This is a genomic window from Nonomuraea sp. B208 (genome assembly GCF_057536035.1).
Map to the genome: position 1 here is coordinate 747388 of NZ_BAAJOU010000028.1, position 24523 is coordinate 771910.

Sequence of the window (24523 nt, forward strand, 5' to 3'; positions counted from 1 at the left end):
GGCGAGGGACCAGCGAACGGGAGACACCCCCCATGCCCGAGACCCGGATGACCGCGGACGACGTGCTCCGCATCGCCGCCTACCAGGACAGGAGCCCGGCGCTCGAGGCGATGGTCATCGCCTACGCCTACCACCGGCTCGCGGGGGACCTCTCCGAACATCTCGGCCAGGCGTGCAACAACTGGTACTGCTACGCCACCTGGACCTCCAAGGCGGTGGGCGAGAGCCTCGACCTCACGCCCGACTCGCCGTTCATCGAGGACTTCGGGCGCCGCCTGCGGGTGCCGCGCCGCCTGCGCCGCCTCTTCCGCGCCACGCTGCTCACCCTGCTCGGCCCCAGCTACCAGCTCGGCCTCGCGCTGGCCAACCGGGCGATCTTCCTGGAGACCGCCAGCCTCGCCGTCAACCTCTGGCGGGACGACACCCCCGACGGGTTCCTCAAGGTCAGCCCCGAGTCCGAGCTGACGCCGTCACCGCCGGAGTTCCTGGCCGCGCTGCTGGAGCCGGCCGACCCGCGCTACCTGCGCGACGCCGCCCAGCTCCTGCTGGAGGCCCGGGAGGCGAGCGACCCCGAGGTACGCGCCGAGCTGATGTTCGGCGCCAACGTCGCGCTGTCGGCGTACGAGCAGAAACGCGCGCAGAAGGCCCTGGAGCTGGTGCTCTACCGGCCGGTCCGGTGGCTGACCCGGGGATCGTGGCGCTCGCTGCGCGCGCTCGTGACCCGCCGCCCGTACGCCCCCTTCCCTCTCTACTCCGCCCGCCACGAGGACCAGCCCTGGCTGACCCGCAGGCTGGAGGAGCTGTGGGCGGGGCTCTACACCCGCCACCTGTTCGCGGTGCGCACCCCGCTCAGCGACATCAAGGTGGGCCGCCCGCTGACCGCCCCCGAAGGCGTCGACCTGGACCGGGCGTGGGCGCCGATCCAGGACGAACGGGTGCGCAAGCTCGCCGAGGAGTTCATCACCGAGGACCGCGAGGCGTCCACGGCCGGGGTGACGAACTGGGTGTCCTACCCCGACCGCATGCGCTTCATCGTCAGCTATTTCCGCGTCTACCAGACGGTGGCCGCCCTCTACCGGGTGCCCTTCGACCAGAGGATCGCCGACGGCCTCGCCGAGGAGATGCGGCGCGGCCTGGTGCCCGACGCGATCGGCGAGATGTTCGACCGCGACCCCGGCCTGCCCGGCATCCGGCGCAGGCTCTACCGCTACCCGGCCGAGAGCGACCCCGACGCCTTCGAGATGGCCACCTTCGATCTCGAGCCGTTCCTGGAGGCGATCCCGTTCGACCGGAGCGCCACGTAGATGAGCGGCCGGGTGGATCAATCGAGGAAGTCCCTGGTGATCTCGCGGGCCTGGAGCATCCCGCGCAGCTTCGCGAAACAGCGGGCACGGGTGGGCCCGATGCTCCCGACCGGCCTGCCCAGCCTGCGCGCCACGTCCACGTAATGCGGCTCGGAGGTCTCCGTGAGCGCCCTGAACAGCACCCGCTGTGCGTCCGGCAGCCCCTCGACCAGCTCTTCGAGGGTCCCGGCGAGCCAGATCCTGGCCAGCTCCCTGTCCACGTCGTCGGTGCTGCCGACCGTGTCGAGGTCGGGGGTGCAGATCTCGCGCGTCCTCTTGGTCAGCTTGAGGCATTCGCGGAAGGCGATCGTGGCCAGCCAGCCGGCCATGCGCTGGCCGTCGGCGACGCTCTTGAGGTTCTGCCAGGCCAGCAGCCAGGTCGTCTGCAGCACGTCCTGGGCGTCCTCGTGGCCGAGCCTGAAGCGGCGGATGCGCGCCTTCAGCATCGGCGTGAACTCCTCGACCAGCCGTTCCCAGGCGCCGGCGTCGCCCTGCTGCGCGGCCGCCACCAGAGCGCCCGTGTCGAGGCGGTCGACGGTCTCCAACTGCATGTTCCACTCCTCGCCGGCACGGCTACTCGGGGGGCCTCTTCCGACCGGCCCTCCCACGGTCCGCCTGAAGATCCGCGGCGTCTGTCGCGCTTGTGACAGTCCGGATGTGTTCCTCGTCACATTCGAGGCGTGGAAGAGACCGCTTACCGGTTACTGCCGGGCCGCCGATCGCGGCCTAGAGTTCTGTCATGAACGGGTTCAGCGGGCCCCCACGGGACGCTCAGCAGCTCGCCGCCGCGCTGGCGGAGATCCCGTTGTTCCGCGTACTCGGAGAGGACGGCGTCAGGAGCGCGCTACGGGCCGGGCTGGCCCGCCGCTACCGGTCGGGGCAGATCATCTTCCACCAGGGGGACCCGGGGGAGTCCCTCTACGCGATGCTGGACGGCCTGGTCAAGGTGGTGTTCACCACCGAGCACGGCGACGAGATCGTGCTCAACATGCTGAGCAGGGGCGACACCTTCGGCGAGCTGGCGCTGCTCGACGGCTCGCCGCGCTCGGCGTCGATCGTCACCGTGCGCCCCTCGTGGGTGTTCGCGCTGCCCAGGGCGCGGCTGCTGGAGCTGATGCGCGAGCATCCCGCGCTGGCGGACGAGTTCCTGCACCTGCTCGGCCACCTCGTCCGCCGGCTCACCGGGCAGGCGGCCGACCTGGCCTTCCTCGACCTCGGCGGCCGGCTGGCCAAGCTCCTGCTGGAGCTCGCCGGCAAGCACGGCACGGCGGACGCCGTGGTGGACCTGCCCGGCCTGACGCAGTCGGACCTGGCCGCGCTCATCGGCGCGACCCGGCCGGCGGTCAACCGGGCGCTGCAGTCGCTCGTGTCACGGGGGCTCATCGCCATCGAGGGCCGCACGATCACGCTGCTGGACGTCGCCGCACTGCGCAGGCGGGGCGGCCTCTGACCGAATCTGGAGTACGGGGACGATGAACCGACGCGAGGATGCCCACGAGCGCTGGCCGGAGGAGAGGTTCCGGCAGCTGAGGCAGATGGCCGACCCCGAGATGGACGAGGTCGTCGCCCGCCACCTCAAGGAGCGCGACGACGGCCTCGGCCCGCTGGAGCTGGTGAAGGCCGTGGTCAAGGAGCTGGGGGAGGCCAAGAAGGAGGCCAGGCAGCCCTCGGGCGCGCCGCCCGCCTCCGAGATCTTCGACGCCCTCGACTTCGCCGCCGACCTGCCCGAATGGGGCCGCGACGCCGAGCTGCTGGCCAAGGGCCAGGCGGTGTTCGCCGACTACGGGCTTTACCAGTCGGCCGCATTGTTCTGCAAGTGCCTGCCGATGGCGTACGTCGAGGTCTCCAGCGCCCGCGTGCTGGCCGGGGTCTCGCAGCTCGCCACGCACGGCCTCACCCGCCGCGTCGCCGAGACCGGGCAGATGCTGGTGGACGTCATGGGGCTCAAGGCCACCGACAGCCTGCTGCCCGGCGGCCCCGGCCACACCACGGCGTTCGGGCTGCGCATCCTGCACGCGTTCGTGCGCGCCCTGGTCGACGAGCGCTACGGCGACCACTGGGACACCGAGCGGTTCGGCCCGCCCGTCAACCAGGAGCTGCTGCTGGCCACCCTGTTCGACTTCACGGTGGTCACCTGGGAGGCGCTGGAGACGATGGGCGTCACGCTGACCGACGAGCAGCGCGAGGCCCACCTCTACACGTGGAGCGTCTTCGGCCACCTCATGGGCGTGGAGGCGTGCCGCGACCGGCCGCTCACCCTCGACGACGTCGCCCCGGTGAGCGAGCGCATGGGCCGCCTGTACGAGTCCAGCCCCGAGGGCCGGCTGCTCATGTCCATGCTGCTGGCCGAGATGGAGGAGTTCATGCACCTCGGCTGGCGCAAGCTGCCGCGCAGCCTGGTGCACTGGGTCTTCCGCGACGCCCGTCACGGCGCCGACCGGGTGCCCGAGCTGCTGGAGGTGCCGCCGCCCGCGTGGTGGTTCACCGCGCTGTTCGCCCTGGCCAGGGCGGCGCACCGGCAGCCGTGGCTGGGCCGCGCGGTCGACCGCGTGGTGCGCGGGCTGGTGCGCAGGGTGGGCCGGCATCTCGTGGTCGCCCTGGTCGACCGCCACTCCGACGGGCAGGCCGCCTTCCGCATCCCGCCCGAGCTGGCCGGCGCCTGGCGGATCAGGCAGACGAAGACCGCGGTCAAATCACGTGAGATCCGGCGCGCCGTCCGTAAGAATGTCCGCAAGAATGTCCGCAGAAGTGTGCGCAAGACCGAACGAGCGCCCGCGCAGGGGCGAAAGGGGCTGCGCGCGTGAGTGTCCCGCACGAACCAGGCACCCTCACCACGGCGACGATCCTGTTCACCGACGTGGTGAGCTCGACCGCGCTGCGGGTCAGGCTGGGCGAGGAACGCGCCAACGACGTCTTCCGCCGCCTCCGCCGGCTCCTCGGCTCGGTGGCGCAGGCCAACGGCGCCACCTTCACCAAGAGCCTCGGCGACGGCCTCATGGCCGTCTTCGAGTCGGCGACCGCCGGCCTCGACGCGATCATCGCCGTCGAGCAGGCGGTCGCCGACGAGAACGAGCGCGCCATGGAGAAGATCTCCATCAAGGCGGCGCTCGCCGCCGGCGACGTCTGCTGGGGCCACGACGACGTGTCCGGGCTGCCCACGGTGGAGGCGGCGCGGCTGGTCGCGATCGCCGAAGGCGGCCAGGTGCTCTGCACCGACCTGGTGCGGCGCCTGGCCCAGGGCCGCAGCCGGCACGAGTTCAAGGACCTCGGCCGGATGTCCGGCAAGGGCCTGCGCGAGCCGATGCACACCTACGAGCTGCACTGGCAGAACGCCGACCACCACCAGAGCGGCGCGCTGCCGACCTGGCTGTCCGGCGAGCGGGAGCTGACCTTCGTCGGCCGGGGCGAGGAGCTGCGGGCGCTGGAGTCCGAGCTCGCGGCGGCCGAGTTCGGCAGCGGGCTGGTGATCCTCCAGGGCGAGCCGGGGGTGGGCAAGACCCGGCTCGCGTCGATGGCCGCGCGGCAGGCGCTCAAACGGCAGTTCACCGTGCTGGCCGGGCGGTGCACCGATCCGGCGCGGCAGGCGTACGAGCCGATCGCCGGAGCCGTCGAGCGGCTGGCCCGCACCTCGCCCGCGCTGCTGCTGCGGGCCGGGATCGACCAGCAGTGCGGCCAGCTCGTCCGGCTGGCGCCGTCGCTCGCCGCGCCGCCGCTGTCGCTGGAGGTGCCGCCCGCCACCGAGCCGGTCTCCGAGCGCTACCACCTGATGGCCGCCGCGCGCACCCTGATCGAACGGCTCACCACCGTGCGCCCGGTGCTGCTCGTCATCGACGACCTGCAGTGGGCGACGCTGGAGTCGCTGCAGATGCTCAACGCCCTCATGTACGACGCCGACGCCCTGCCGCTGCTCATTCTGGCCACGTCCCGGCCGGCGCCGGTCGAGACGGCCATGCCCGAGCTGCTCAAGCTGACCGCCGACGGCCGCGTGCTGCAGGTCGCCTCGTTCGGCCTGGAGGAGGTCGCCGGCGTGCTGGCCGAGGTGCGCCCCGGCGCCGACGCCGAGCTGCTGCACCGCGTCACCGGCGGCAACGCCTTCCTCGTCAGCGAGATGGCCCGCGAGCTGACCGCCGGCAAGGAGCTCGACGCGCTCGGCGTGCCCGACTCCGTCACCCGCATGGTGCGGGCCCGCCTGGCGCAGCTCCACACCGACGCCCGCGACCTGGTCAGCATGCTGGCCGTGGGCGAGCACATGGAGTCGGCCGAGCTGCGCGCCGCCCTCGGCCTGGACGAGGCCCGCTTCGTCGCGGCGGCCGAGGAGGCGCTGGGCGCCGGCCTGGTCGCCATGTCCGCCCGCGGCGCGTGCAGCTTCCCGCACGAGCTGACCAGGAACGCCCTCTACGCCACGCTCTCGCCGCCGCGCGCCGGGCTGCTGCACGGCAAGGTCGCCGACGCGCTGTGCCAGGCCGATCCGCGCGCCATGGAGACGCGCCCGTACGTCGTGGCGCGGCACCTGATGGCCGCCGCCGAGCACGGCCGCGATCCGGCCCGGGTGAGCGCGGCGGCCGAGGCCGGGGTCCTCGCCGCCGGGCACGCGCTGAAGGGCCTCGCCCACGACGAGGCCGTCACCTGGTACCGCCGGGTGCTCGACCTGCTCGACGACACCCCGGGCACGCCCCCGGAGCGCCGCGCCGAGCTGCTCGTCGGCTGCGGGCGGGCGATGTGGCTGGCCGGGCACCCGGAGGCGCGGGCCACCCTCGGCCGGGCCGCCGACCTCGCGCTGGAGTGCGGCCGCGGCGACCTCGTCGTCACCGCGGCGCTCGGCGGCGTCGCCTTCTCCGGCATCAACGCCGCCCTCGACCGGCAGCGCATCGCGCTGCTGGAGGAGGCGCGCAGGCAGGTCGACTCGACCGACGTCAGCACCCGCGCGCTGCTGGCCGCCAACCTGGCCGCCGAGCTGATCTGGGCCCCCGACGGGGAGCGGCGCTTCGCGCTCAGCGACGAGGCGGTGGCGCTGGCCCGCAAGTCGGGCGACCCGCGCACCCTCGCGCTGGTGCTGGGCCTGCGCAGCCTCACCATCATCCCGGCCGACCCGCTGCACCAGCGCCACCGCGACGGCGACGAGATGCTGGAGGCGGCCCGCCGCACCGGCGACGACCTCGCGCTGTTCCACGCCTACGTCCAGCGCACCCCGCCGGTCCTCGACAGCGGCGACGCCGCCCGCGCCGCCACCCTGCTCGACCGGGCCGAGGAGCTGGCCCACCGGCTGGCGCAGCCGCACCTGCACTGGCTGGTCGGCTACTCCAGGGCCGGGCTGACCCTCATGCAGGGCGACCTGGCGCAGGCCGAGGCCGAGGCCGAGGCGGCGCTGCGGCTCGGCTCGCAGATCGGCCGCCGCCTGGAGGCCGTGGCCATCTACGCCGAGCAGATCGCCGAGATCCGCCGGCTCCAGGGGCGGCTGTGGGAGCTGCGCGACCGGCTGCGCCGCGCCGCCCAGGCGCCCCGCGCGGACCCCGTGCACGCGGTGCTGCGCTATCTGAGCGAGCTGGACGACGAGGAGGCCGGCCCCCTGCTGGAACGCATCCTCGCCGACGGGGGCGCGGTCCCGCCGCGCAACATGGCGCACCGCCCCGCGCTCGACAACCTGACCGTGGCCGCCGGCCGGCTCGGCCGTCCCGACCTGGCCGCGCGGCTCTACGACGCGCTGTCCGGCGAGGGCGACACGTTCGGCCACTCGACGGTGGCCCACCACTGCGGCCACCACTACCTGGCCCACCTGTCCGTGATCATGGGCGAGCCGCGGCGGGCGGCCGAGCACTTCGAGGCCGCCGCCGAGGTCCACGAGCGGCGTGAGGTGCCGCTCATGCTCGCCGAGTCGCTGCTGGACTGGGCCGACCTGCTGGACGGCGGCCAGGTGAGCGGGCCCAGACCGGCCGACCTGCGCCGGTGGTGCTCCTCGCTGCTGGCCGGACGGGGCGCGCTGCTCCTGGACCGCCGTCTTCGCTGACTCCGCCGTCACTCCTTCACCATGATCTTGCTGAGCACCACGAAGCCGCCGAGCGCCCCCGCGGTGCCGGCGGCGGTCATGGTGGTGAGGTTGACCACGAGGTCATAGGTTCCGGGGGCGAGCTGGCCACGCATCGGGATCGAGGCGGTATATCGGCCCGACCCCGGGGTGAACGTCAATTCCACGGGCGGCGAGGGATGCCGGCTCTCGCCGCCGCCCAATAAGTCGGCGATGATCTCCAGCTGCCATCGGCCCTGCAACCAGTCGATGAGCTCACCCGACACCTCCCAGCTCACGTCCACGGTCCACCCCTCGCCGCATCTGACGACGGTCGTGGGCTGCGCGCCCGGATCCACAACCTGGCCGTGAAGGGCACCGGCCAGCTGCTCCGCCGGCACTTTCATCACTTGGAACTCTCCGGTCGCCATCTGCTCTCCTCTCCGGGTGAGGACCAGGTCCCCGTGTGAAGGAGCAGAGCGGCGGCACCGCCGCCCAGATACGCGTGCTTTTCGCGGCAGCGGCGGCGGTCAGGGACGCAGGCGCACCAGGTCGCGGTCCAGGCCCTCGACGCCGGGCGCGCCGAGGAGCTGCAGGGTCCGTACGAGCTCGGCGCGCAGCAGGTCGAGCACCCGGGTCACGCCGGGCTCGCCGCCCGCCATCAGGCCGTACAGGTAGGCCCGGCCGACGAAGCAGGCCCGCGCGCCCAGAGCGACCGCCGCCGCGACGTCCGCGCCGCTGCGCACGCCGCCGTCCAGGAACACCTCGGTACGGTCGCCGACGGCGTCCACCACCTCCGGCAGCAGCTCCAGCGGGGTGGGGGAGCGGTCGAGCTGCCGGCCGCCGTGGTTGGACACGACCAGCCCGTCCACGCCCACGTCGGCCAGGTCCTTCGCGTCGTCCACCCGCTGCACGCCCTTGACCAGCAGCGGGCCCCGCCACGCCGACCGGATCCACTCCAGGTCGGCGACCGTCACGGACGGGTCGAACATCAGGTTGGTGATGCCGGCCAGGTCGCCGGGGGCGCCGTCCACCGTCGCGAAGCGCAGCGGCTCGCTGGTCAGGAAGTCGAACCACCACGCGGGGCGGGCCAGCGCCTGCAGCGCGCTGCGCCAGCGCAGGGCCGGCGGCACCGTGAGGCCGTGCCTGACGTCGCGCAGCCGTGACCCGGCGACCGGCACGTCCACGGTGACGACCAGCACGTCCATGCCCGCGTCGCGGGCCGCGGCCAGCATGTCCAGGGTGCGGGCGCGGTCGCGGACCACGTAGAGCTGGAACCAGTTCCACCCGCCGGTTGCCGCCGCCGTCACCGCGGGAGCCGGGGTGGTGCCCATGGTGGACAGCGTGTACGGGACGCCCGCCCGCTCCGCCGCCCTGGCCACGGCGCGCTCGCCCGCCCGGTGCATCATCCGGGTGAACCCGGTCGGGCCGAGCACCACCGGCATCGCGATCCTGCGGCCCAGGACCTCCACCGCCGTCGGCGCCTCGGCCACGTCACGCAGCACCCTCGGCCGGAACTCCACCCGGTGGAACGCCTCCACCGACCTGGCCATCGACCACTCGCCCTCGGCGGCGCCGTCCACGTAGTCGAACACCATGCGCGGGGCGCGCCTCCTGGCCAGCTCCCGCAGATCACCGACGTCCGCCGCCGCGGCCACCCGTCCGGCCCGGGAGAGGCGAGGACGCCCGGGCAGCACCTCCCGCAGCTCCCGCCACCGCGGCAGCCGCCGCCGCTCCTCCGCACTCCCGTCAATACCCCGACGCTACCAAAACCGGAGGCACCCCCCTATACCTTGATCGGGACCTCGCCACCCGGGGGCACCCCCCGCACCTCCCGAGGCCCCGGTCGTCTGCGAGCGCCCTCTGCATCTCCCGAGGGATCTGGGCCGTTTGCGGCACCCCCCGCACCTCCCGGGGGACCCCGGTCGTCTGCGGCACCTCCCGCGCCTCCCGAGGGATCTGGGCCGTTTGCGGCACCCCCCGCACCTCCCGGGGGACCCCGGTCGTCTGCGGCACCTCCCGCGCCTCCTGAGGGACCTGGGCCGTCTGCGGCGCCCCCCGCACCTCCCCAGGGACCTCGGCCGTCTACGGTGGGGGCGTGAATGATCACCGTAGTGATGGCGGGCTCGTGGCGGCGTGGGTGCGGCTCGCCGGGGCGTCGGCCGCCGCCCTCGCCACCGGCGCCGAGCTCGTCGCCCGCTGGTCCGAGCCGCACCGCCGCTACCACGACCGCGCCCACCTGGCCGCCGTGCTCGCCGCCGTGGACGACCTGGCCGGTGACGCCGCCGACCCCGACGCGGTCCGCCTGGCCGCCTGGTTCCACGACGCCGTCTACGACGGCCACCCCGGCCGGGACGAGGAGCGCAGCGCCCAGCTCGCCCAGTCCAGGCTCCCGCGCTGCGGCGTGACCCCGGCGGTGGTCGCCGAGGTGGCGAGGCTGGTCCGGCTGACCGCCGCCCACGACACCCTCGCCGACGGCGACGCGAACGGCGCCGTCCTGTGCGACGCCGACCTCGCCGTCCTGGGCGGCCCGGCCGACGGGTACGCCGGCTACGCGGCCGCCGTCCGCCGTGAGTACGCCCACGTCCCCGACGACCTGTTCAGGCTGGGCCGCGCCGACGTCCTGCGCCGCCTGCTCGCCACCCCCAGCCTCTACCGGACCGCCCGCGGCCGGGCGTTGTGGGAGGAACGGGCCCGCGCGAACATGACCGCCGAGCTCGCCTCACTCACCGCGCCTTGACGGCGTTCACCGTGGCAGGTGCCGCTTGCGGCGGCGCAGCCCCGCGGCGACCAGCCGGCGCAGCAGCTCCCGCGAGCTGACCGCCTCGGCCCCCAGCGACACCGCCCGCGCGTGCACGGTCTCGGGCACGTCGTAGTGGTCGCGGTCGAACGCCCGCTCCGGCACCCCCAGCAGCGCGGCGAAGTCGTGCAGCTCGTCCAGCGTGTGGTCGCTGACCAGATGCGACCACATGAGCCCGCGCGGCCCCGGCCAGTTGGGAGGATCGATGAGAACGGTCACGAGGACAAGGGTAGGACCCGCCCGCGCACCTCGACCTCCCCGAGGTCGGTGACGACGGACCCGGCCCCTGCGGCGCGCAGCTCGTCCGTCTGCCCGCTCTCGCGTACGACCCCGACGACCAGCCCGAACGCGCCCTTCCCCGCCGCCTCCACGCCCGCGCGCGCGGCGTCCACCACCGCGACGCGGGCCGGCGGCAGCTCCAGGCGGCGCGCCGCCTCCAGGAACAGGGCGGGGTCGGGCTGGCCGGGGAGGCGCAGCTCGGCGGCGTCCGCGCCGTCCACGATCACGTCGAACAGGTGGGACAGGCCGGCCGCCCGCACCAGCCGGCGGCCGTGCAGGCTCGCCGACACGGCCGCCGTCCTGGCGCCGCGCCGCCGCAGCTCGTGCAGCAGCGCCACGGTGGACGGGAACGCGGCCACGCCGTACTCGTCCACCTGGGCGAGGAACGTCCGGTCCTTGGCCAGGCCCAGCCCGTGCACGGTGGGGGCGCCGGGCTCGTCGTCCTGCGTGCCCTCGGGCAGCGTGATGCCGCGCGCGGCGAGGAACGTGCGGATCCCGTCGAGGCGGGGCCGCCCGTCCAGATGGCGCAGGTAGTCCTCACGGATGTCGAACGGCGCCGAGCGGCCGCGCAGGAAGGCGTCGAAGACGTGCTTCCAGGCGGCCGCGTGCCCCCGGGCGGTGTCGGTGACCGCGCCGTCGGCCCCGAAGGCGACGGCGCCGACCCGGGTCAGGTCGATGACGGGCGCGTCAACAGCAGCAGGCTCGCTCACATGGCGAACGTAGCCCGTCTACCAGGTCACGGGTAGCGTCTTGAGCCCGTAGACGATGGCGAGCTCCCTGAACGTCACCTCGCCCGCCACCTGGAGCGTCGGGAAGCGGCGCAGCAGGGCGGGGAAGGCGATGCGCATCTCCATCTGCGCCAGCGGCGCGCCGATGCAGCGGTGGATGCCGTGGCCGAAGGCCATGTGGGAGCCGTCGCGGCCGGGCCGGATCTCGTCGGCGTCCGCGCCGAGCGCGCCCGGGTCGCGGTTGGCGCCGATGAGCGAGCACAGCACCATCTCGCCCTTCTTGATCGGTACGCCGTGCAGCTCCAGGTCGTCGCGGGCGAAGCGCGGGAAGGCCACCTGCACCACGGACATGTAGCGCAGCAGCTCCTCGACGACGTCGTTGACGTGGCCGTCGACCTCGCGCACCTTCGCGGCCTGCTCCGGGTGCTCCAGCAGCCAGAGCGTGCCGAGGGCGAGCATGCTGGTGCTGGTGTCGTGGCCGCCGGTCAGCAGGCCGTCGGCCATGCTGGCGAGCGTGCGGTCGTCGAGCTCGTCTCCGTGCTCGCGCAGGAGCTGGCCGAGCAGGCCCTCGCCGGGGTTGAGCCGTTCCCTGGCGACCAGCTCGACGAGGTAGGCCATCGCGTCGTTGATCGCCTGCAGCGACGCCTCGGGCCCGGCGGTGAAGTCGAAGCGGTCCTTGCTGATCTTGACGAAGTCGGCCCGCTCCTCGTACGGGACGCCCAGCAGCTCGCACACCACCAGCGACGGGATCGGCAGCGCGAACTCCTCGAACAGGTCGACCGGCCTGCTCTCGGCGCCCTTGGCCTCGATGCGGTCGAGCGCCTCCTCGACCAGGGCCTCGATGCGCGGCTCCATCCTGCGCAGCCGCCGCACGGTGAACTCGGGGGTCAGGAACTTGCGCAGCCGGGTGTGCTCGGGCGGGTCACGGAAGCCCAGACCGCCCGGGTCCTCCTGGTTGGAGCCGAGGCCGATGACGCCCGCGAAGTCGTTGCTGAAGCGTTCGTGGTCGCCGAGCACCGTGCGGACGTCCTCCCAGCGGGTGACGAGGTACACCGTCTGGTCGCCTGGGATCTGCATGGGATAGACCGGATGCTCGTTCCTGATGCGGCCGAGCTCGCCCACGGGGTCGAAGCCGTCGCGCATGAACTGGACGAGCGGGAACTCATTGTCTGCCATCGTGTCCGTCCTGCTGGGATATAGCGCACTATCTAGGGATAAATCCCTCGATAGATGGTCCCACCTGGAGAGCCTGCCGGGCCCCTCCGAAAGGACGAATTTACCCCTCACCCCGCCGGGCGACCTCCCGTTCGGCTCCGCCGTCCTCCGGCGGGCGGACCGGGACAGGGGAGGTGACCCTGGGAAAGCGGGGCAAACTGGGACGGCAGCCGGGGTTTGGCGTACAGATTGGCGACCTTCTGCGATGATCTCGTCGCATAGAGCCGGAGTTAACGCCCCCCACGGATAGTGACTGATGCCGACATTCGAGGAATTCACCGCCTTCGTCAACGAGAAACCGGTCGCCACCGCGGTCATCGCCCTGCTCAGCCTCCTCGGGCTGGCGCTCGCGTTCCTGGTGATCAGGGTCGCCTGGAGAGCCCTCGCCTGGCTGTTCGCCAGATACGTCGCCCCGCGCCCCATCGAGGACGTGCTGACCATCGTGGCCGCCTCCATCGCGACCGGCGTGTCGGCCCAGGGCATGTGGCGCTTCTCCGGAGACGTGCTGGGGCTGGACGGGCCGCTGCGGTTACTCCTGTTCGCCTTCATCGAGGTCGCCATCATCACCTCGGCCGTACGCGCCCGCCGCAACATGCGCGAGAACTTCTCCGCCGGCATCGACGGCATCGCCGTCTGGGCGCTGACCTGCCTGACCGCCGTCCTGTCGTCCATGGACGCGCGCAGCCTGCCCGAGGCCGTCTTCCGGCTCGCCGCGCCGCTGGTCGCCGCCTGGCTGTGGGAGCGCGGCATGGCCATCGAACGCCACCGCATCCGCGGCACCGGCCGCATCAACTGGCGGCTCACCCCCGAGCGGCTGCTCGTCCGGCTCGGCCTGGCCGAGGTCAGCGACCGCACGGCCAGCGAGGTGGACGCCCACCGCAGGCTCACCCGCGTCGCGCTGGCCGCGAAGAAGGCCAAGGCGCTGCGCGAGGCCGGCGCGCCGGAGCGCAAGATGCGCGCCGCCCTCGCCAGGCTCGACAAGGCGATGGACCAGGCCGTCGAGCACACCGGGCTGGCCGTCGACCCGGCCCGCCAGGAGGCCCTGCTCGCCCAGATCGCCGCGCTCTACAACACCAGCGCCCTCATCGACGCCGACCCGCGCGTGCCGTGGGAGCACGACGCCGAGCGGCACCCGGTGCCCGCCCGCCCGGCGCTGCCGCCCGCGCTGGCCGACCTCGTGGACGACGAGGACGAGGACGTCGAGGTGCTCGACACCACCCCGCAGGTGCTGTCCACCGCCGAGCGCGCCGCCCGGCAGCGGGCCGCCCGCGACTACTGGGACCGGCAGATCGCCAAGGGCATCGTGCCGCGCACCGTGGACATCGCCCAGGAGATCGGCATCTCGCTGGCCACCGCGCGCGAGTATCGTGCCCTGTGGAAGCTGGAGCCGCAGGCACACGCCCTCATCGAGGCGCTGTTCCAGCAGCACGGCATCGTGGACACGGGCGCCTTCCCCGCACTCGGGGCCGACGGGCGGGTGCTCGCCAAGCACTGAGCGGCGGCACCCGGGGGGCGGCACTTGCGCGAGCAGCGCACACTCGAACGCGTCAGGAAGCTCCTGGCCAAGGCCGAGCGCACCGACAACGAGCACGAGCGGGCCACGTTCATGGCGGCGGCCTCGGCGCTCATGGCCAAGCACGGCATCGACGCGCTGCCGCCGGGGGCCGACCGTGAGACGCCCGGCGACCGCGTCGTCACCCTGCCCGCACCCTGGGCGAGGGAGAAGGCCAGGCTCGTCAGCCTGGTCGCCCAGGCGGTGCGCTGCCGCCCGCTGCTCATCGGGCGCGGCGACGACGGCCAGCGCGTGCACGTCTTCGGCTTCGCCGCCGACCTGGAACGCGCCGACCTGCTGGCCACGTCCCTGCTGCTGCAGATGGCCTCGGGGCTGGCCCGCGTCCGGCCGCCCGGCGACGCCGTCTCGCCGCGCGCCTACCGGCGCTCCTGGCTGATCGGCTTCACCGACGAGGTCTACCGGCTGCTGTGCGCGGCCGAGGCGGGCGCCGAGTCCGACGCGGTGGCGGCCGGCACGGGGACCGCGCTCGTCCTCGCCGACCGCCGCGCCGAGGTGGAGCGCGCCGTGGCCGCGCACTACCCGCGCGTCAGGATGAGCGTCCCGCGCACCAGCGGCACCGGCTACCGCGACGGCGTCGCCGCCGCCCGCCACGCCGACCTCGGCCGCACCGGCATGGCGTCGCCCGCCGCCCGCGAGCTGACCTGACCCCGGCGCAGGTCAGCCGGCCAGCGCGGCGGAGACCAGCGAACGGGCCTCCTCCTGGACCTTCGCCAGGTGGTCGGGGCCGCGGAAGGACTCGGCGTAGATCTTGTAGACGTCCTCGGTGCCGGACGGCCGGGCCGCGAACCAGGCGTGCTCGGTCGAGACCTTGACCCCGCCGAGCGCCGCGCCGTTGCCGGGCGCCGACGTCTGCACGGCGGTGATCTCCTCGCCGGCCAGCGACGACGCCGTCACCTGCGCGGCCGACAGCTTGCCGAGCACCGCCTTCTCCTCGCGGGTGGCGGGGGCGTCCACCCGCGCGTACGCCGGCTCGCCGAAGCGCCCCACCAGATCGGCGTAGTGGGCGCTCGGCGACCTGCCGGTGACCGCCAGGATCTCGGAGGCGAGCAGCGCGAGGATGATGCCGTCCTTGTCGGTGGACCACACCGAGCCGTCCCTGCGCAGGAACGACGCCCCCGCGCTCTCCTCGCCGCCGAAGCCGAGCGAGCCGTCCAGCAGCCCCGGCACGAACCACTTGAAGCCCACCGGCACCTCGTACAGCCGCCGGCCCAGGGACTCGGCGACCCGGTCGATGATGCCGCTGCTCACCATGGTCTTGCCGATCCCGGCGTCGGCCGGCCAGCCGTCGCGGTGCGCGTAGAGGTAGGAGATGGCGACCGCGAGGTAGTGGTTGGGGTTCATCAGGCCGCCGTCGGGGGTGACGACGCCGTGGCGGTCGGCGTCGGCGTCGTTGCCCGTGGCGATGTCGTAGCGGTCGCGGCCGGAGATGAGCGAGGCCATCGCGTACGGCGACGAGCAGTCCATCCGGATCTTGCCGTCCCAGTCGAGCGTCATGAACCGCCACGTCGGGTCCACCAGCGGGTTGACCACGGTCAGGTCGAGCCGGTGCCGCTCGGCGATCTCCCCCCAGTAGGCCACGCTCGCCCCGCCCAGCGGGTCGGCCCCGATGCGCACCCCGGCCGCCCTGATCGCGTCGAGGTCGAGCACGGAGGGCAGGTCGTCCACGTACGTGCCGAGGAAGTCGTACCGGCCGGCCCGCTCCAGGGCGCGGCTGTAGGGCACCCGCCTGACCTCCTTGAGCCCGTCGGCCAGCAGCCGGTTGGCGCGGTCCTGGATCCAGCCGGTGGCGTCGGTGCCGGCGGGGCCGCCGTTCGGCGGGTTGTACTTGAACCCGCCGTCGGCCGGCGGGTTGTGCGACGGCGTGACCACGACCCCGTCGGCGAGCCCGGAGGTGCGCCCCTGGTTGTGGCGCAGGATGGCGTGCGAGACGGCGGGCGTCGGCGTGTAGCCGTCGCGCGTGTCGATGAGCACGTCCACGTCGTTGGCCGCGAACACCTCCAGCGCCGACACCCGCGCGGGCTCCGACAGCGCGTGCGTGTCGATGCCCAGGAACAGCGGCCCGTCGGTGCCCTGCTCGCGGCGGTATTCGCAGATGGCCTGGCTGGTGGCCAGGATGTGGCCCTCGTTGAAGGCCGCGCCGAGCGCCGACCCCCGGTGCCCCGAGGTGCCGAACGAGACCCGCTGCCCGGCCTGGTCAGGATCGGGGCGCAGGGCGTAGTAGGACGTCACCAGCCGGGGGACGTCGACCAGGTCGGCGGGCTGAGCGGGCTGTCCGGCGCGTTCGTGGGTCATGCAGGCCACTTTACAAACGGGGCCCGGCGCGGCGGGTGACCGAGTCGGGGTGTGCGAAGTACATTCACGTCAGCAACCAGAATGGAGTTCTGTTCGATGCGTTACGGGTACTTCCTCAACGAGCCCACGGGCGCCGACCCCATCGGCGGCCTTCGCGACCAGATCACCCAGGCCGCCGAGGACGGCTTCAGCTCGGCCTGGCTGTCCCACATCTTCGGCCTCGACGCGATCACCGCCCTGGTCGCGGCCGGCGTGCAGGCGCCGCCCCTGGAGCTCGGCACCGCCGTGGTGCCCACCTACCCGCGCCACCCGGCCGCGCTGGCCCAGCAGGCCATGACCGCCAACGCCGCGCTCGGCGGCCGCTTCGCGCTCGGCCTCGGGCTGTCGCACCAGATCGTCATCGAGAACATGTTCGGCTACAGCTTCGAGCGGCCCGGCCGGCACATGAAGGAGTATCTGGACGTCCTCGTGCCGGCCAGCCGCGGCGAGCACGTGCGCTACCAGGGCGAGACGCTGAAGGCCGACATCAAACTGAGCACCCCGGGCGCCGGCTTCCCCGTGCTGGTGGCCGCGCTCGGCCCGCGCATGCTCAAGATGGCCGGTACCGTCGCCGACGGCACCGTCCTGTGGATGACCGGCCCGAAGACCGTCGCCGAGCACATCGTGCCGACCATCAGGGCCGCCGCGGCCGAGGCGGGGAGGGAGGAGCCGCGCGTCGTGTGCGCGCTGCCCGTCTGCGTCACCGACGACCCCGAGGGCGCCGTCGCCCGCGCCAACGAGATCTTCAAGATCTACGGGCAGCTGCCCTCCTACCGCGCCATGCTCGACCGGGAGGGCGCCGCGAACCCCGGCGACATCGCCCTCGTGGGCGACGAGAAGACCGTGCTGGCCAAGCTCGAAGAGCTGGAGCGGGCCGGGGTCACCGACTTCGTCGGCTCCGTCTTCGCCGAGCGGGAACGCACGCGGAGCCTGCTGACCGGCGCGGCGAAGGGCTGAGGCGGGAGAGATCCCCCTAGTTTTGGCAAGGTGGAGTTTGGCAAGGTGAAGGGCGTGCTGCAGGGCATAGACGTGTCGAACTGGCAGGGCTCGGTCAACTGGCCCGGTCACGCCGAGGCGGGCGTGGCGTTCGCCTTCGCCAAGGCGACCGAGGGCGGCGACTGGACCGACAAGTGGTTCGCGCGCAACTGGAACGGCATGCGGGAGAGCTGGCTCGTCTGCGGCGCGTACCACTTCGCCCGCCCCAAGGGCGACCCCGTCCAGCACGCCCGCCACTTCCTGGCCACGATCAGGTCGGCCGGCGGGCTGCGCCGCGGCGACCTGATCGCGCTCGACCTGGAGACCGGCGACGGCCTGCGCCCCGAGCAGGTCGCGCGTTACGCCCGCCGCTGGTGCCACCACGTCGAGCGCAGCACCGGCGTGCGCCCCTTCATCTACACCTTCCACTCCTTCGCGAACTCCGGGCACTGCGCCGGCCTCGGCGAACATCCCCTCTGGATCGCCGGCCCCGAACACGCCCGCGGCCGCCCCGCCGTCCCGAGGCCCTGGAACGACTGGACCATCCACCAGTACGCCCAGAGCCCCGTGGACCGCAACGTCTTCCACGGCACCCGGAAGGACCTGACAAAGCTGGGGTTTCACCCGCGATAGCATCGTTGTTCGTCACCGAAGCAGCCCCGGTGCCGGGCGCCGGGCGCGCGACCTCAAGGAGTCACCGTGTCAGCCGAGCTACACATCACCCTCGCCGGAGCCGAGCGTGTGGTGGCGGCCGGCACGACGGCCGGCGCCGCGCTGGAGGCCGACGGCCGCACGGTCATCGCGGCCAAGGTCAACGGCGAGGCCCGCGACCTGGCCCACGAGCTCGCCGACGGCGACGTGGTCGAGCCGATCGAGGTCTCCAGCGAAGAGGGCAGGGCGATCGTCCGCCACTCCACCGCGCACGTCATGGCGCAGGCGGTGCAGGAGCTGTTCCCCGAGGCCAAGCTGGGCATCGGGCCGCCCGTCGACAACGGCTTCTACTACGACTTCGACGTCGCCCAGGCGTTCAACCCCGACGACCTCAAGCGCATCGAGAAGCGCATGCGCGAGATCGTCAAGGAGGGGCAGCTGTTCTCCCGGCGGCCGGTCGGCGACGACGAGGCGCGGGCCGAGCTGGCCGGCGAGCCCTACAAGCTGGAGCTCATCGGGCTCAAGGGCGGCGCCGCCGACGAGGAGTCGGTCGAGGTCGGCGCGGGACAGCTCACCATCTACGACAACCTCGACGCCAAGAGCGGCGAGCTGCGCTGGAAGGACCTCTGCCGCGGCCCGCACGTGCCGTCCACCCGGTCCATCCCGGCCTTCAAGCTCATGCGCTCGGGCGGCGCCTACTGGCGGGGCAGCGAGAAGAACCCGCAGCTCCAGCGCATCTACGGCACCGCATGGGAGTCCCGCGACAAGCAGGACGAATACCTCAAGCTGCTGGAGGAGGCCGAGAAGCGCGACCACCGCAAGCTGGGCGCCGAGCTCGACCTGTTCAGCTTCCCGCCCGAGCTGGGCAGCGGCCTGCCGATCTTCCACCCCAAGGGCGGCATCATCCGCAAGGAGATGGAAGACTACATGCGCCGGCGGCAGGCCGAGGCGGGCTACGAGTTCGTCAACACGCCGCACATCACCAAGTCGTCGCTGTTCGAGACCTCCGGCCACCTGCCGTGGTACGCCGACGACATGTTCCCGGCCTTCGAGCTGGAGGGCGTCGAATACCGCGTCAAGCCGATGAACTGCCCGATGCACAACCTCATCTTCCGTGCGCGTGGCCGTTCCTACCGTGAGCTGCCGCTGCGGCTGTGCGAGTTCGGCTCCGTCTACCGCTACGAGAAGTCCGGCGTCGTCCACGGCCTCACCCGGGTGCGCGGCATGACGCAGGACGACGCGCACATCTACACCACCCGCGAGCAGATGGCCGAGGAGATCCAGTCGCTGCTGCGGTTCGTGCTGAGCGTGCTGCGCGACTTCGGCCTCGAGGACTTCTACCTGGAGCTGTCCACCCGCGACGACTCCGAGAAGTTCATCGGCGACCCGGCCGAGTGGGAGGAGGCCACCGAGGCGCTGCGCCAGGTGGCCACCGAGTCCGGGCTCACGCTCAAGGACGACCCGGGCGGCGCGGCCTTCTACGGCCCGAAGATCTCCGTCCAGGCCAAGGACGCCATCGGCCGCACCTGGCAGCTGTCCACCATCCAGCTCGACCTCAACCAGCCCAAGCGGTTCGGGCTCGAATACCAGGCGGCCGACGGCTCCCGGCAGACGCCCGTCATGATCCACCGGGCGCTGTTCGGCTCCGTCGAGCGCTTCCTCGGCGTGCTCACCGAGCACTACGCCGGCGCCTTCCCGCCCTGGCTCGCGCCGGTGCAGGTGGTGGGCATCCCGATCGCCGAGGCCCACGTCCCCTACCTGCAGGACGTCGCCAAGAAGCTGCGCGAGCACGGCATCCGGGTCGAGGTCGACACGGCCGACGACCGCATGCAGAAGAAGATCCGCAACGCGCAGAAGGCCAAGGTGCCGTTCATGCTGCTGGCCGGCGACGACGACATCGCGAGCGGCGCGGTCTCCTTCCGCTACCGCAGCGGCGAGCAGAACAACGGCGTGCCGGTCGAGCAGGCGATCACCGAGATCGTCCGCGCGGTGGAGCAGCGCGTCCAGGTCTGACATACAGGCGACTGAGCTGACGGACGGGGGGCGGAGCCAGGCGGCTCCGCCCCCCGTCCGTGCTCGTCACCTGGGGAACAGGCGGAAGGTCACGGCGGGCCGGCCGCCGAAGCGCCCGGCCGCCTCCCGCGCCTGGCCCTCGATGAGGTCGCGGGCGTACTTCTCGGGGTCCTCATCGGTCAGCGCCTCGATGTAGGCGCGGTGCGCCAGGAGCGAGCGCACGCCCCGCTCCAGGCCGTCGGTGACGTCCACGGCGTGGGTGGGCGTGTCGGTGCCGGCGACGGCGACCCAGCGCACGCCGTTCCACGGCTCGGCGTCGGTGTCGGGGAAGATCCACCGGTTGCCGGCGTCCCCGGCCGCGTCCAGCACGGCCCTGCCGACCGCCCGGTGGTCCGGGGTGTTCCAGTACGTGCCGCCCCACGTGTCGTCCGGGTTGAGCGTGATCACCAGCTCGGGGCGGTGCCGGCGGATCGCGGCGGCCAGGTCGCGGCGCAGGGCGACGCCGTACTCGATGACCCCGTCAGGATGGCCGAGGAACTCCACCTCGCGCACGCCCACCACGGCGGCGCCCGCCAGTTCCTCCCGCTCGCGCAGCGGCCCGCTCTCGGCGGGGTCCAGGGTGTCGATGCCCGCCTCACCGCTGCTGACCATCACGTACGTGACCTCGCGGCCGGCGTCGGTCCAGACGGCCACGGCGGCGGCGCAGCCGTACTCCAGGTCGTCGGGGTGGGCGACGATGGCCAGGGCACGCCGCCAGTCGCCGGGCATGGGCTCAAGCTGATCGTTCGTGGTCATCCCCACACCCTAGGGCGGTGCGGTCCGGCCTTGCTCCGCGCGAGCGGCCTGAGACCCGGTCCGCCCGGGGTCCTATGCTGCTAGATATGCACGATCAGGCAGGGGCCGGGGCCCCGGACAACTTCGACCGTCTCTGGACCCCGCATCGGATGGCGTACATCAAGGGTGAGAACAAGCCGACGGGCACCGGCCCGGGCGACGGGTGCCCGTTCGACGCCATCCCCGAGATGAGCGACGAGGACGGCCTGGTCGTGGCCCGGGGGGAGAGCGTCTACGCGGTGCTCAACCTCTATCCGTACAACTCCGGCCACCTCATGGTGGTGCCCTACCGGCACGTCTCCGACTACGACGAGCTGACCCCCGCCGAGCTGGTGGAGCTGGGCGAGTTCACCCAGAAGGCGCTGCGCGCGCTGCGCAAGGCCAGCGGCGCCCAGGGCTTCAACGTGGGCATGAACCTCGGCCACGTCGCCGGCGCGGGCATCGCCGCCCACCTGCACCAGCACGTGGTGCCCCGGTGGGGCGGCGACACCAACTTCATGCCGGTCGTCGCCCAGACGAAGGTGCTGCCGCAGCTACTTCGCGACACCCGCCAGCTGCTCGCCGACGCCTGGGGCTGACTCCTCCCGCCGCACCAGCACCCCGATGCCGGTGGCCAGCAGCAGCGGCACCGCCAGGGCCAGCGCCATGGACAGCACCGCCGCCCCTGAGTCGTTGACCAGCATGCCGACCACGCCGGCGACCATCGTGCCGATCAGCCCGGCCCGTAGCGCGGGCGAGTGCTCGAAGGCCGCCGGCACCACCCCGGCCGAGGCCTGGTCGGGGCGCAGGATCGCGTACACCAGGAAGGCCACGGCCACGATCACGATCGGCATGAGGTTGGGGCTGAGCAGCGTGGCCAGCATCGCCTGCAGCTTGCGCCAGATGACGTCGAACGCCTCGCCGGTCAGCACCTGGCCGACGAACCGGCCCAGATGGGTCTGCTCGTTCGGCGGCTTGAGATAGTTGAGCCAGGCGAACGTCATCACGATCACCCCGCCGGCCACGCAGAACAGCCCCAGCTTCACCAGCGACACCCGCTTGCCCGTCAGCACGAGCGCGGTCACCGCGATGCCCGGCACGAACGCGATCACGCCGCCGAAGTCGCTGCCCAGCCCCGACCCGCCGAGCACCATGGCCCCCGCCCCGAGGCCGACGATCGCGGCCAGCCCGATCCGGCCCGGCCAGCGGTGCGCGATCGCGGTGGTGGTGAGCAGGGTGCCGGTGGCGAACAGCGCGAACGGGATGTTGCCGAGCCCGAAGTAGCGGGCGCCCTGCTCGGCGCTGTAGCCCATGAAGCTGTTGAGCTGGAGCGTGGTGCCGGTCAGCAGGTCGCCGGCGAGCGTGAGCGCCGTGACCCCGGCCACCACCGCCAGCGGGCCGAGCGGGCGCCTGCGCCACGGCCCGCCCAGCGCCAGCGCGACGATCACCGCCCACCAGGCCAGCATCCAGCCGAACAGCTCCAGATGCGTGGTCCACGGCAGCAGGTTGACCAGGAACGTGGTGACCGGCAGCGCCGCGAGGCCCACCGCCGCCACCCGCACCAGGGGCAGCCGCCTGCGGCGGCGCAGCAGCACGAACGCCAGCACGTAGAACAGCACCTGCAGGACGGCCAGCGTGGTGAAGTACTGGCCCTTGGCCGAGCGCATCGTCTGCGCGGTCGCGTCGGCGCGGGCCATCGCCTCGATCGTCGCGCCGCCCTCGCCCGCCCGCATCGGCACGCCCACCACGGTGGCGGGCACGGGCACGCCCAGCTCGGTCAGCACGGTGGCGGTCAGGTCGGGCAGGATCGAGATGTCGTCGCGGTGGGTGGAGGCGGCGCCGAGCAGCCGGCCCTCCATGCCCGGGGCGTGCAGGGCGGCCACCCGCAGGTGAGGCACCGAGCCGTGGTCGGAGAGCCCGGCGAGCAGCACGGTCGTCCCGGCGGGCAGGGCCGCCAGCAGCGCGCCGGCCTTGGCGTCGGCCAGCCGCGCCGCCTCGCGCCGCCGGGCGGGGGCGAGCTGCTCGGGCGTCGCGGGCAGGCGGTCGCCGGTGAGGTAGGGGCTCACGAGGTCGTCGACGTCCATGATGGTCAGCCGGCACCGTTCGAGGTCGCCGGCGGCGAGCTGCGCGGGGGAGGCGTGGTAGCGCGGGACCCGGCCCTCGCGGTCGGCGAGCGCGAGGGCCGCGCCGGGGCCGATCGCGAGCGAGCACTGCCCGGCCGCCTTCAGCGCCTCGCCCAGGTTGCCGGCCTCGCGGTTGCCCGCCGTGTCGATGAGGTAGTGGTAGCCGGGGATGACCGCGCCCTCGCCCTGCTGCTCGGGGGCCGGGGGCGCGCCGCAGCCGTAGCCGGCCGCCGACCTGGTGCCCGCCGAGACGGTCAGCCAGCCGTCATAGGGGCAGGTCACGTTGCCGACCGTGCGGACCGACAGGGAGCCGATCGCGCTCGATCCGGCCAGCGCCCACAGGTGGGGGGTGTCGGCGGGGCTGAGGTCGTTCCAGTGCAGCGCGGGCACCCCGATCAACGCCACCCGCTGCGCGGCGGCGGGGGGCGCCGCGGCGGCGGCCGGCCCTTGGCCAGTCATGAGCTGGCCGGTCAGTACGGCCAGCACGATCAGCGCGCGCCTCACCTCGAAGACCTCCCGCGACTCGGTTGGGGCGTCGTGCCACCGGCGCACGAGGGGCCGGTGGAGGCCGCGCCGTCGGACGCGACTACCCTCTCATGCCGCGGCCCCACCGCGAGCCGGTAACGCGCACGCGGGATCAAGCACGCGGCACCAGGTCGGAGGCCGGGTCGTGCGGGCGGGCCAGGCCGCCGGACGCGGGCACCGGGGTCAGCCAGTGACGATGACGGTCGTCGCGGCCGTGGGTGACGGCGTCGTACGCGTCCGCGAGCCTCTCCGTGACCGGCCCGGGGCCGCCGAGCTCGCGCCCGTCCACGGCGCTGACGTGCACGACCCCGGCGCCGGTGCCGCACAGGAGGATCTCGTCGGCGGCGTACAGGTCGGTCCGCATCAGGTCCTGGCGGACGGCCGGGACGCCCAGGTCGGCGGCGAGCCGTTCGAGGGTGTCCTGGGTGATGCCGTCGAGCGCCCCCGCGCCGGGCGGCGGCGTGAGCAGCCGCCCGTCGCGCACCACGAAGAGGTTGGCGCCGGTGCACTCGCTGACGTACCCGGCGGCGTTGAGCAGCACGGCCTCGTCGTAGCCGGCGGCCATGGCCTCGTCCTTGGCGAGGACGGAGTTGAGGTAGGGGCCGGTGGCCTTGGCCGCGACCGGGACGACCCGGTGGTCGTTGCGCCGCCAGGAGCTGGTCATGAGCCGTACGCCCGAGGTGCCGAGCAGCGGCGGCCACTCCCAGGTCGCGACGGAGACGACGGTCGGGCACCGGCGCGCGGCGATGCCCATCTCGCCGTGGCCCCGGTGGGCCAGGTGCCTGATGTAGCAGGCGGCGTGGCTGTTGGCGGCGACGGTCTCCAGGGTGGCGGCGCGCAGCTCGTCCACCGAGTACGGCAGCGCGAGCCCGATCATCCGCGCGCTGCGCACGAGCCGCGCCAGGTGGTCCTCCAGCCGGAACACCGCCGGCCCGTCCGGCGTCGTGAACACGCGGGTGCCCTCGAAGACGGCGGTGCCGTAGTGCAGGGCGTGCGTCAGCACGTGCACGCGGGCCTCACCCCAGGGGACCAGCTCCCCGTCCATCCAGATGTACGTGGCTTCGCGCACTGTGCCCACCCTCTTCCTGATTGGCCGCATGTTTGCGGGATATATGGGCCAATTGGCTAATGAGTGGCACAGTAGCGGGATACT

21 protein-coding genes are annotated in these 24523 nt (G+C 73.2%); 11 read left to right on the forward strand and 10 right to left on the reverse strand.

Annotated features, from left to right (window positions below; genetic code table 11):
- Positions 1-32: 32 nt before the first annotated feature.
- Positions 33-1304 (forward strand): hypothetical protein, encoded by a 1272-nt coding sequence (locus AC27IY_RS39775; protein WP_487181151.1) that lies wholly within the window; start codon positions 33-35, stop codon positions 1302-1304.
- Positions 1305-1321: 17 nt separating this feature from the next.
- Here AC27IY_RS39775 and AC27IY_RS39780 read toward each other — a convergent pair whose 3' ends face one another.
- Positions 1322-1894: an RNA polymerase sigma factor gene (locus tag AC27IY_RS39780; RefSeq protein ID WP_344218403.1), complete on the reverse strand. Its 573-nt coding sequence runs from the start codon at positions 1892-1894 to the stop codon at positions 1322-1324.
- 188 nt (positions 1895-2082) lie between these two features.
- On the opposite strand from AC27IY_RS39780, the gene AC27IY_RS39785 reads away from it, so the two are divergent.
- Genes AC27IY_RS39785 through AC27IY_RS39795 form a run of 3 tightly spaced genes read left to right on the forward strand, consistent with a single transcriptional unit; the run spans position 2083 to position 7347 of the window.
- Positions 2083-2793: a Crp/Fnr family transcriptional regulator gene (locus AC27IY_RS39785; RefSeq protein WP_423450445.1), complete on the forward strand. Its 711-nt coding sequence runs from the start codon at positions 2083-2085 to the stop codon at positions 2791-2793.
- A gap of 22 nt (positions 2794-2815) precedes the next feature.
- A complete protein-coding gene (locus tag AC27IY_RS39790) occupies positions 2816-4147 on the forward strand; it encodes an oxygenase MpaB family protein (protein ID WP_487181152.1) in 1332 nt (443 codons plus the stop codon).
- Positions 4144-7347 (forward strand): ATP-binding protein, encoded by a 3204-nt coding sequence (locus AC27IY_RS39795; protein WP_423450441.1) that lies wholly within the window; start codon positions 4144-4146, stop codon positions 7345-7347. Before AC27IY_RS39790 ends, AC27IY_RS39795 begins: the two co-directional genes overlap by 4 nt.
- Positions 7348-7355: 8 nt before the next feature.
- On the opposite strand, the gene AC27IY_RS39800 is transcribed toward AC27IY_RS39795, so the two are convergent.
- Together AC27IY_RS39800 and AC27IY_RS39805 are read right to left on the reverse strand one after the other, a co-directional pair.
- A complete protein-coding gene (locus AC27IY_RS39800; protein WP_344218411.1) occupies positions 7356-7775 on the reverse strand; it encodes a hypothetical protein in 420 nt (139 codons plus the stop codon).
- Between the two features lie 99 nt (positions 7776-7874).
- Positions 7875-9041, reverse strand: coding sequence for an alpha-hydroxy acid oxidase (locus AC27IY_RS39805; RefSeq protein WP_487181153.1), 1167 nt, complete (start codon positions 9039-9041; stop codon positions 7875-7877).
- 401 nt (positions 9042-9442) lie between these two features.
- Between AC27IY_RS39805 and AC27IY_RS39810 the strand changes: the two genes are divergently transcribed.
- Positions 9443-10084, forward strand: a complete 642-nt coding sequence (locus tag AC27IY_RS39810; protein WP_487181154.1) for an HD domain-containing protein — start codon at positions 9443-9445, stop codon at positions 10082-10084.
- A gap of 6 nt (positions 10085-10090) precedes the next feature.
- Here AC27IY_RS39810 and AC27IY_RS39815 read toward each other — a convergent pair whose 3' ends face one another.
- The 3 genes from AC27IY_RS39815 to AC27IY_RS39825 are packed head-to-tail and all read right to left on the reverse strand — an operon-like array spanning position 10091 to position 12327.
- Positions 10091-10363 (reverse strand): DUF4031 domain-containing protein, encoded by a 273-nt coding sequence (locus tag AC27IY_RS39815; protein ID WP_329574786.1) that lies wholly within the window; start codon positions 10361-10363, stop codon positions 10091-10093.
- Positions 10360-11133 carry an HAD family hydrolase gene (locus AC27IY_RS39820; protein WP_487181155.1) on the reverse strand — a complete coding sequence of 258 codons (774 nt, stop codon included), beginning with the start codon at positions 11131-11133 and terminating at the stop codon, positions 10360-10362. Before AC27IY_RS39820 ends, AC27IY_RS39815 begins: the two co-directional genes overlap by 4 nt.
- Before the next feature lie 18 nt (positions 11134-11151).
- Positions 11152-12327, reverse strand: coding sequence for a cytochrome P450 (locus AC27IY_RS39825; RefSeq protein WP_487181156.1), 1176 nt, complete (start codon positions 12325-12327; stop codon positions 11152-11154).
- 295 nt (positions 12328-12622) lie between these two features.
- Between AC27IY_RS39825 and AC27IY_RS39830 the strand changes: the two genes are divergently transcribed.
- Together AC27IY_RS39830 and AC27IY_RS39835 are read left to right on the forward strand one after the other, a co-directional pair.
- Positions 12623-13861: a hypothetical protein gene (locus AC27IY_RS39830; protein ID WP_344218422.1), complete on the forward strand. Its 1239-nt coding sequence runs from the start codon at positions 12623-12625 to the stop codon at positions 13859-13861.
- A 24-nt stretch (positions 13862-13885) separates the two neighbouring features.
- The gene (locus AC27IY_RS39835) at positions 13886-14584 is read left to right on the forward strand and encodes a DUF2786 domain-containing protein (RefSeq protein WP_344218424.1); all 699 of its coding nucleotides are present in this window, start codon (positions 13886-13888) and stop codon (positions 14582-14584) included.
- Positions 14585-14596: 12 nt separating this feature from the next.
- Here the strand turns inward: AC27IY_RS39835 and pgm are convergent, their stop codons facing one another.
- Positions 14597-16231, reverse strand: coding sequence for a phosphoglucomutase (alpha-D-glucose-1,6-bisphosphate-dependent) (gene pgm, locus AC27IY_RS39840; RefSeq protein WP_487181157.1), 1635 nt, complete (start codon positions 16229-16231; stop codon positions 14597-14599).
- Positions 16232-16327: 96 nt separating this feature from the next.
- Here pgm and AC27IY_RS39845 point away from each other — a divergent pair, with 96 nt between their 5' ends.
- The 3 genes from AC27IY_RS39845 to thrS all read left to right on the forward strand — a co-directional run bounded on the left by AC27IY_RS39845 (position 16328) and on the right by thrS (position 19909).
- Positions 16328-17227 (forward strand): TIGR03564 family F420-dependent LLM class oxidoreductase, encoded by a 900-nt coding sequence (locus AC27IY_RS39845; RefSeq protein ID WP_423450432.1) that lies wholly within the window; start codon positions 16328-16330, stop codon positions 17225-17227.
- 54 nt (positions 17228-17281) lie between these two features.
- Entirely contained in the window at positions 17282-17878 is a 597-nt protein-coding gene (locus AC27IY_RS39850) for a glycoside hydrolase family 25 protein (RefSeq protein ID WP_487181158.1), read from the forward strand.
- A 66-nt stretch (positions 17879-17944) separates the two neighbouring features.
- On the forward strand, positions 17945-19909 hold the full coding sequence (gene thrS / locus AC27IY_RS39855; RefSeq protein WP_344218432.1) for a threonine--tRNA ligase: 1965 nt from the start codon (positions 17945-17947) through the stop codon (positions 19907-19909).
- A gap of 66 nt (positions 19910-19975) precedes the next feature.
- On the opposite strand, the gene AC27IY_RS39860 is transcribed toward thrS, so the two are convergent.
- Complete coding sequence (locus tag AC27IY_RS39860; protein WP_344218434.1) at positions 19976-20704, reverse strand: PIG-L deacetylase family protein; 729 nt, start codon at positions 20702-20704, stop codon at positions 19976-19978.
- 86 nt (positions 20705-20790) lie between these two features.
- On the opposite strand from AC27IY_RS39860, the gene AC27IY_RS39865 reads away from it, so the two are divergent.
- The gene (locus tag AC27IY_RS39865) at positions 20791-21321 is read left to right on the forward strand and encodes an HIT family protein (RefSeq protein ID WP_344218436.1); all 531 of its coding nucleotides are present in this window, start codon (positions 20791-20793) and stop codon (positions 21319-21321) included.
- Here AC27IY_RS39865 and AC27IY_RS39870 read toward each other — a convergent pair.
- A complete protein-coding gene (locus AC27IY_RS39870) occupies positions 21277-23349 on the reverse strand; it encodes a hypothetical protein (RefSeq protein WP_487181159.1) in 2073 nt (690 codons plus the stop codon). The genes AC27IY_RS39865 and AC27IY_RS39870 overlap by 45 nt on opposite strands.
- A 133-nt stretch (positions 23350-23482) precedes the next feature.
- Positions 23483-24439 carry a branched-chain amino acid transaminase gene (locus tag AC27IY_RS39875; RefSeq protein ID WP_487181160.1) on the reverse strand — a complete coding sequence of 319 codons (957 nt, stop codon included), beginning with the start codon at positions 24437-24439 and terminating at the stop codon, positions 23483-23485.
- Between the last annotated feature and the right edge of the window lie 84 nt (positions 24440-24523).

Excerpts from the sequence above, each read along its gene's own strand:
- AC27IY_RS39775 (WP_487181151.1), top strand. The coding sequence starts at position 33 with ATGCCCGAGACCCGGATGACCGCGGACGACGTGCTCCGCATCGCCGCC.
- AC27IY_RS39780 (WP_344218403.1), bottom strand. The coding sequence starts at position 1,894 with ATGCAGTTGGAGACCGTCGACCGCCTCGACACGGGCGCTCTGGTGGCG.
- AC27IY_RS39785 (WP_423450445.1), top strand. The coding sequence starts at position 2,083 with ATGAACGGGTTCAGCGGGCCCCCACGGGACGCTCAGCAGCTCGCCGCC.
- AC27IY_RS39790 (WP_487181152.1), top strand. The coding sequence starts at position 2,816 with ATGAACCGACGCGAGGATGCCCACGAGCGCTGGCCGGAGGAGAGGTTC.
- AC27IY_RS39800 (WP_344218411.1), bottom strand. The coding sequence starts at position 7,775 with ATGGCGACCGGAGAGTTCCAAGTGATGAAAGTGCCGGCGGAGCAGCTG.
- AC27IY_RS39825 (WP_487181156.1), bottom strand. The coding sequence starts at position 12,327 with ATGGCAGACAATGAGTTCCCGCTCGTCCAGTTCATGCGCGACGGCTTC.
- AC27IY_RS39830 (WP_344218422.1), top strand. The coding sequence starts at position 12,623 with ATGCCGACATTCGAGGAATTCACCGCCTTCGTCAACGAGAAACCGGTC.
- pgm (WP_487181157.1), bottom strand. The coding sequence starts at position 16,231 with ATGACCCACGAACGCGCCGGACAGCCCGCTCAGCCCGCCGACCTGGTC.
- AC27IY_RS39845 (WP_423450432.1), top strand. The coding sequence starts at position 16,328 with ATGCGTTACGGGTACTTCCTCAACGAGCCCACGGGCGCCGACCCCATC.
- AC27IY_RS39860 (WP_344218434.1), bottom strand. The coding sequence starts at position 20,704 with ATGACCACGAACGATCAGCTTGAGCCCATGCCCGGCGACTGGCGGCGT.
- AC27IY_RS39865 (WP_344218436.1), top strand. The coding sequence starts at position 20,791 with ATGCACGATCAGGCAGGGGCCGGGGCCCCGGACAACTTCGACCGTCTC.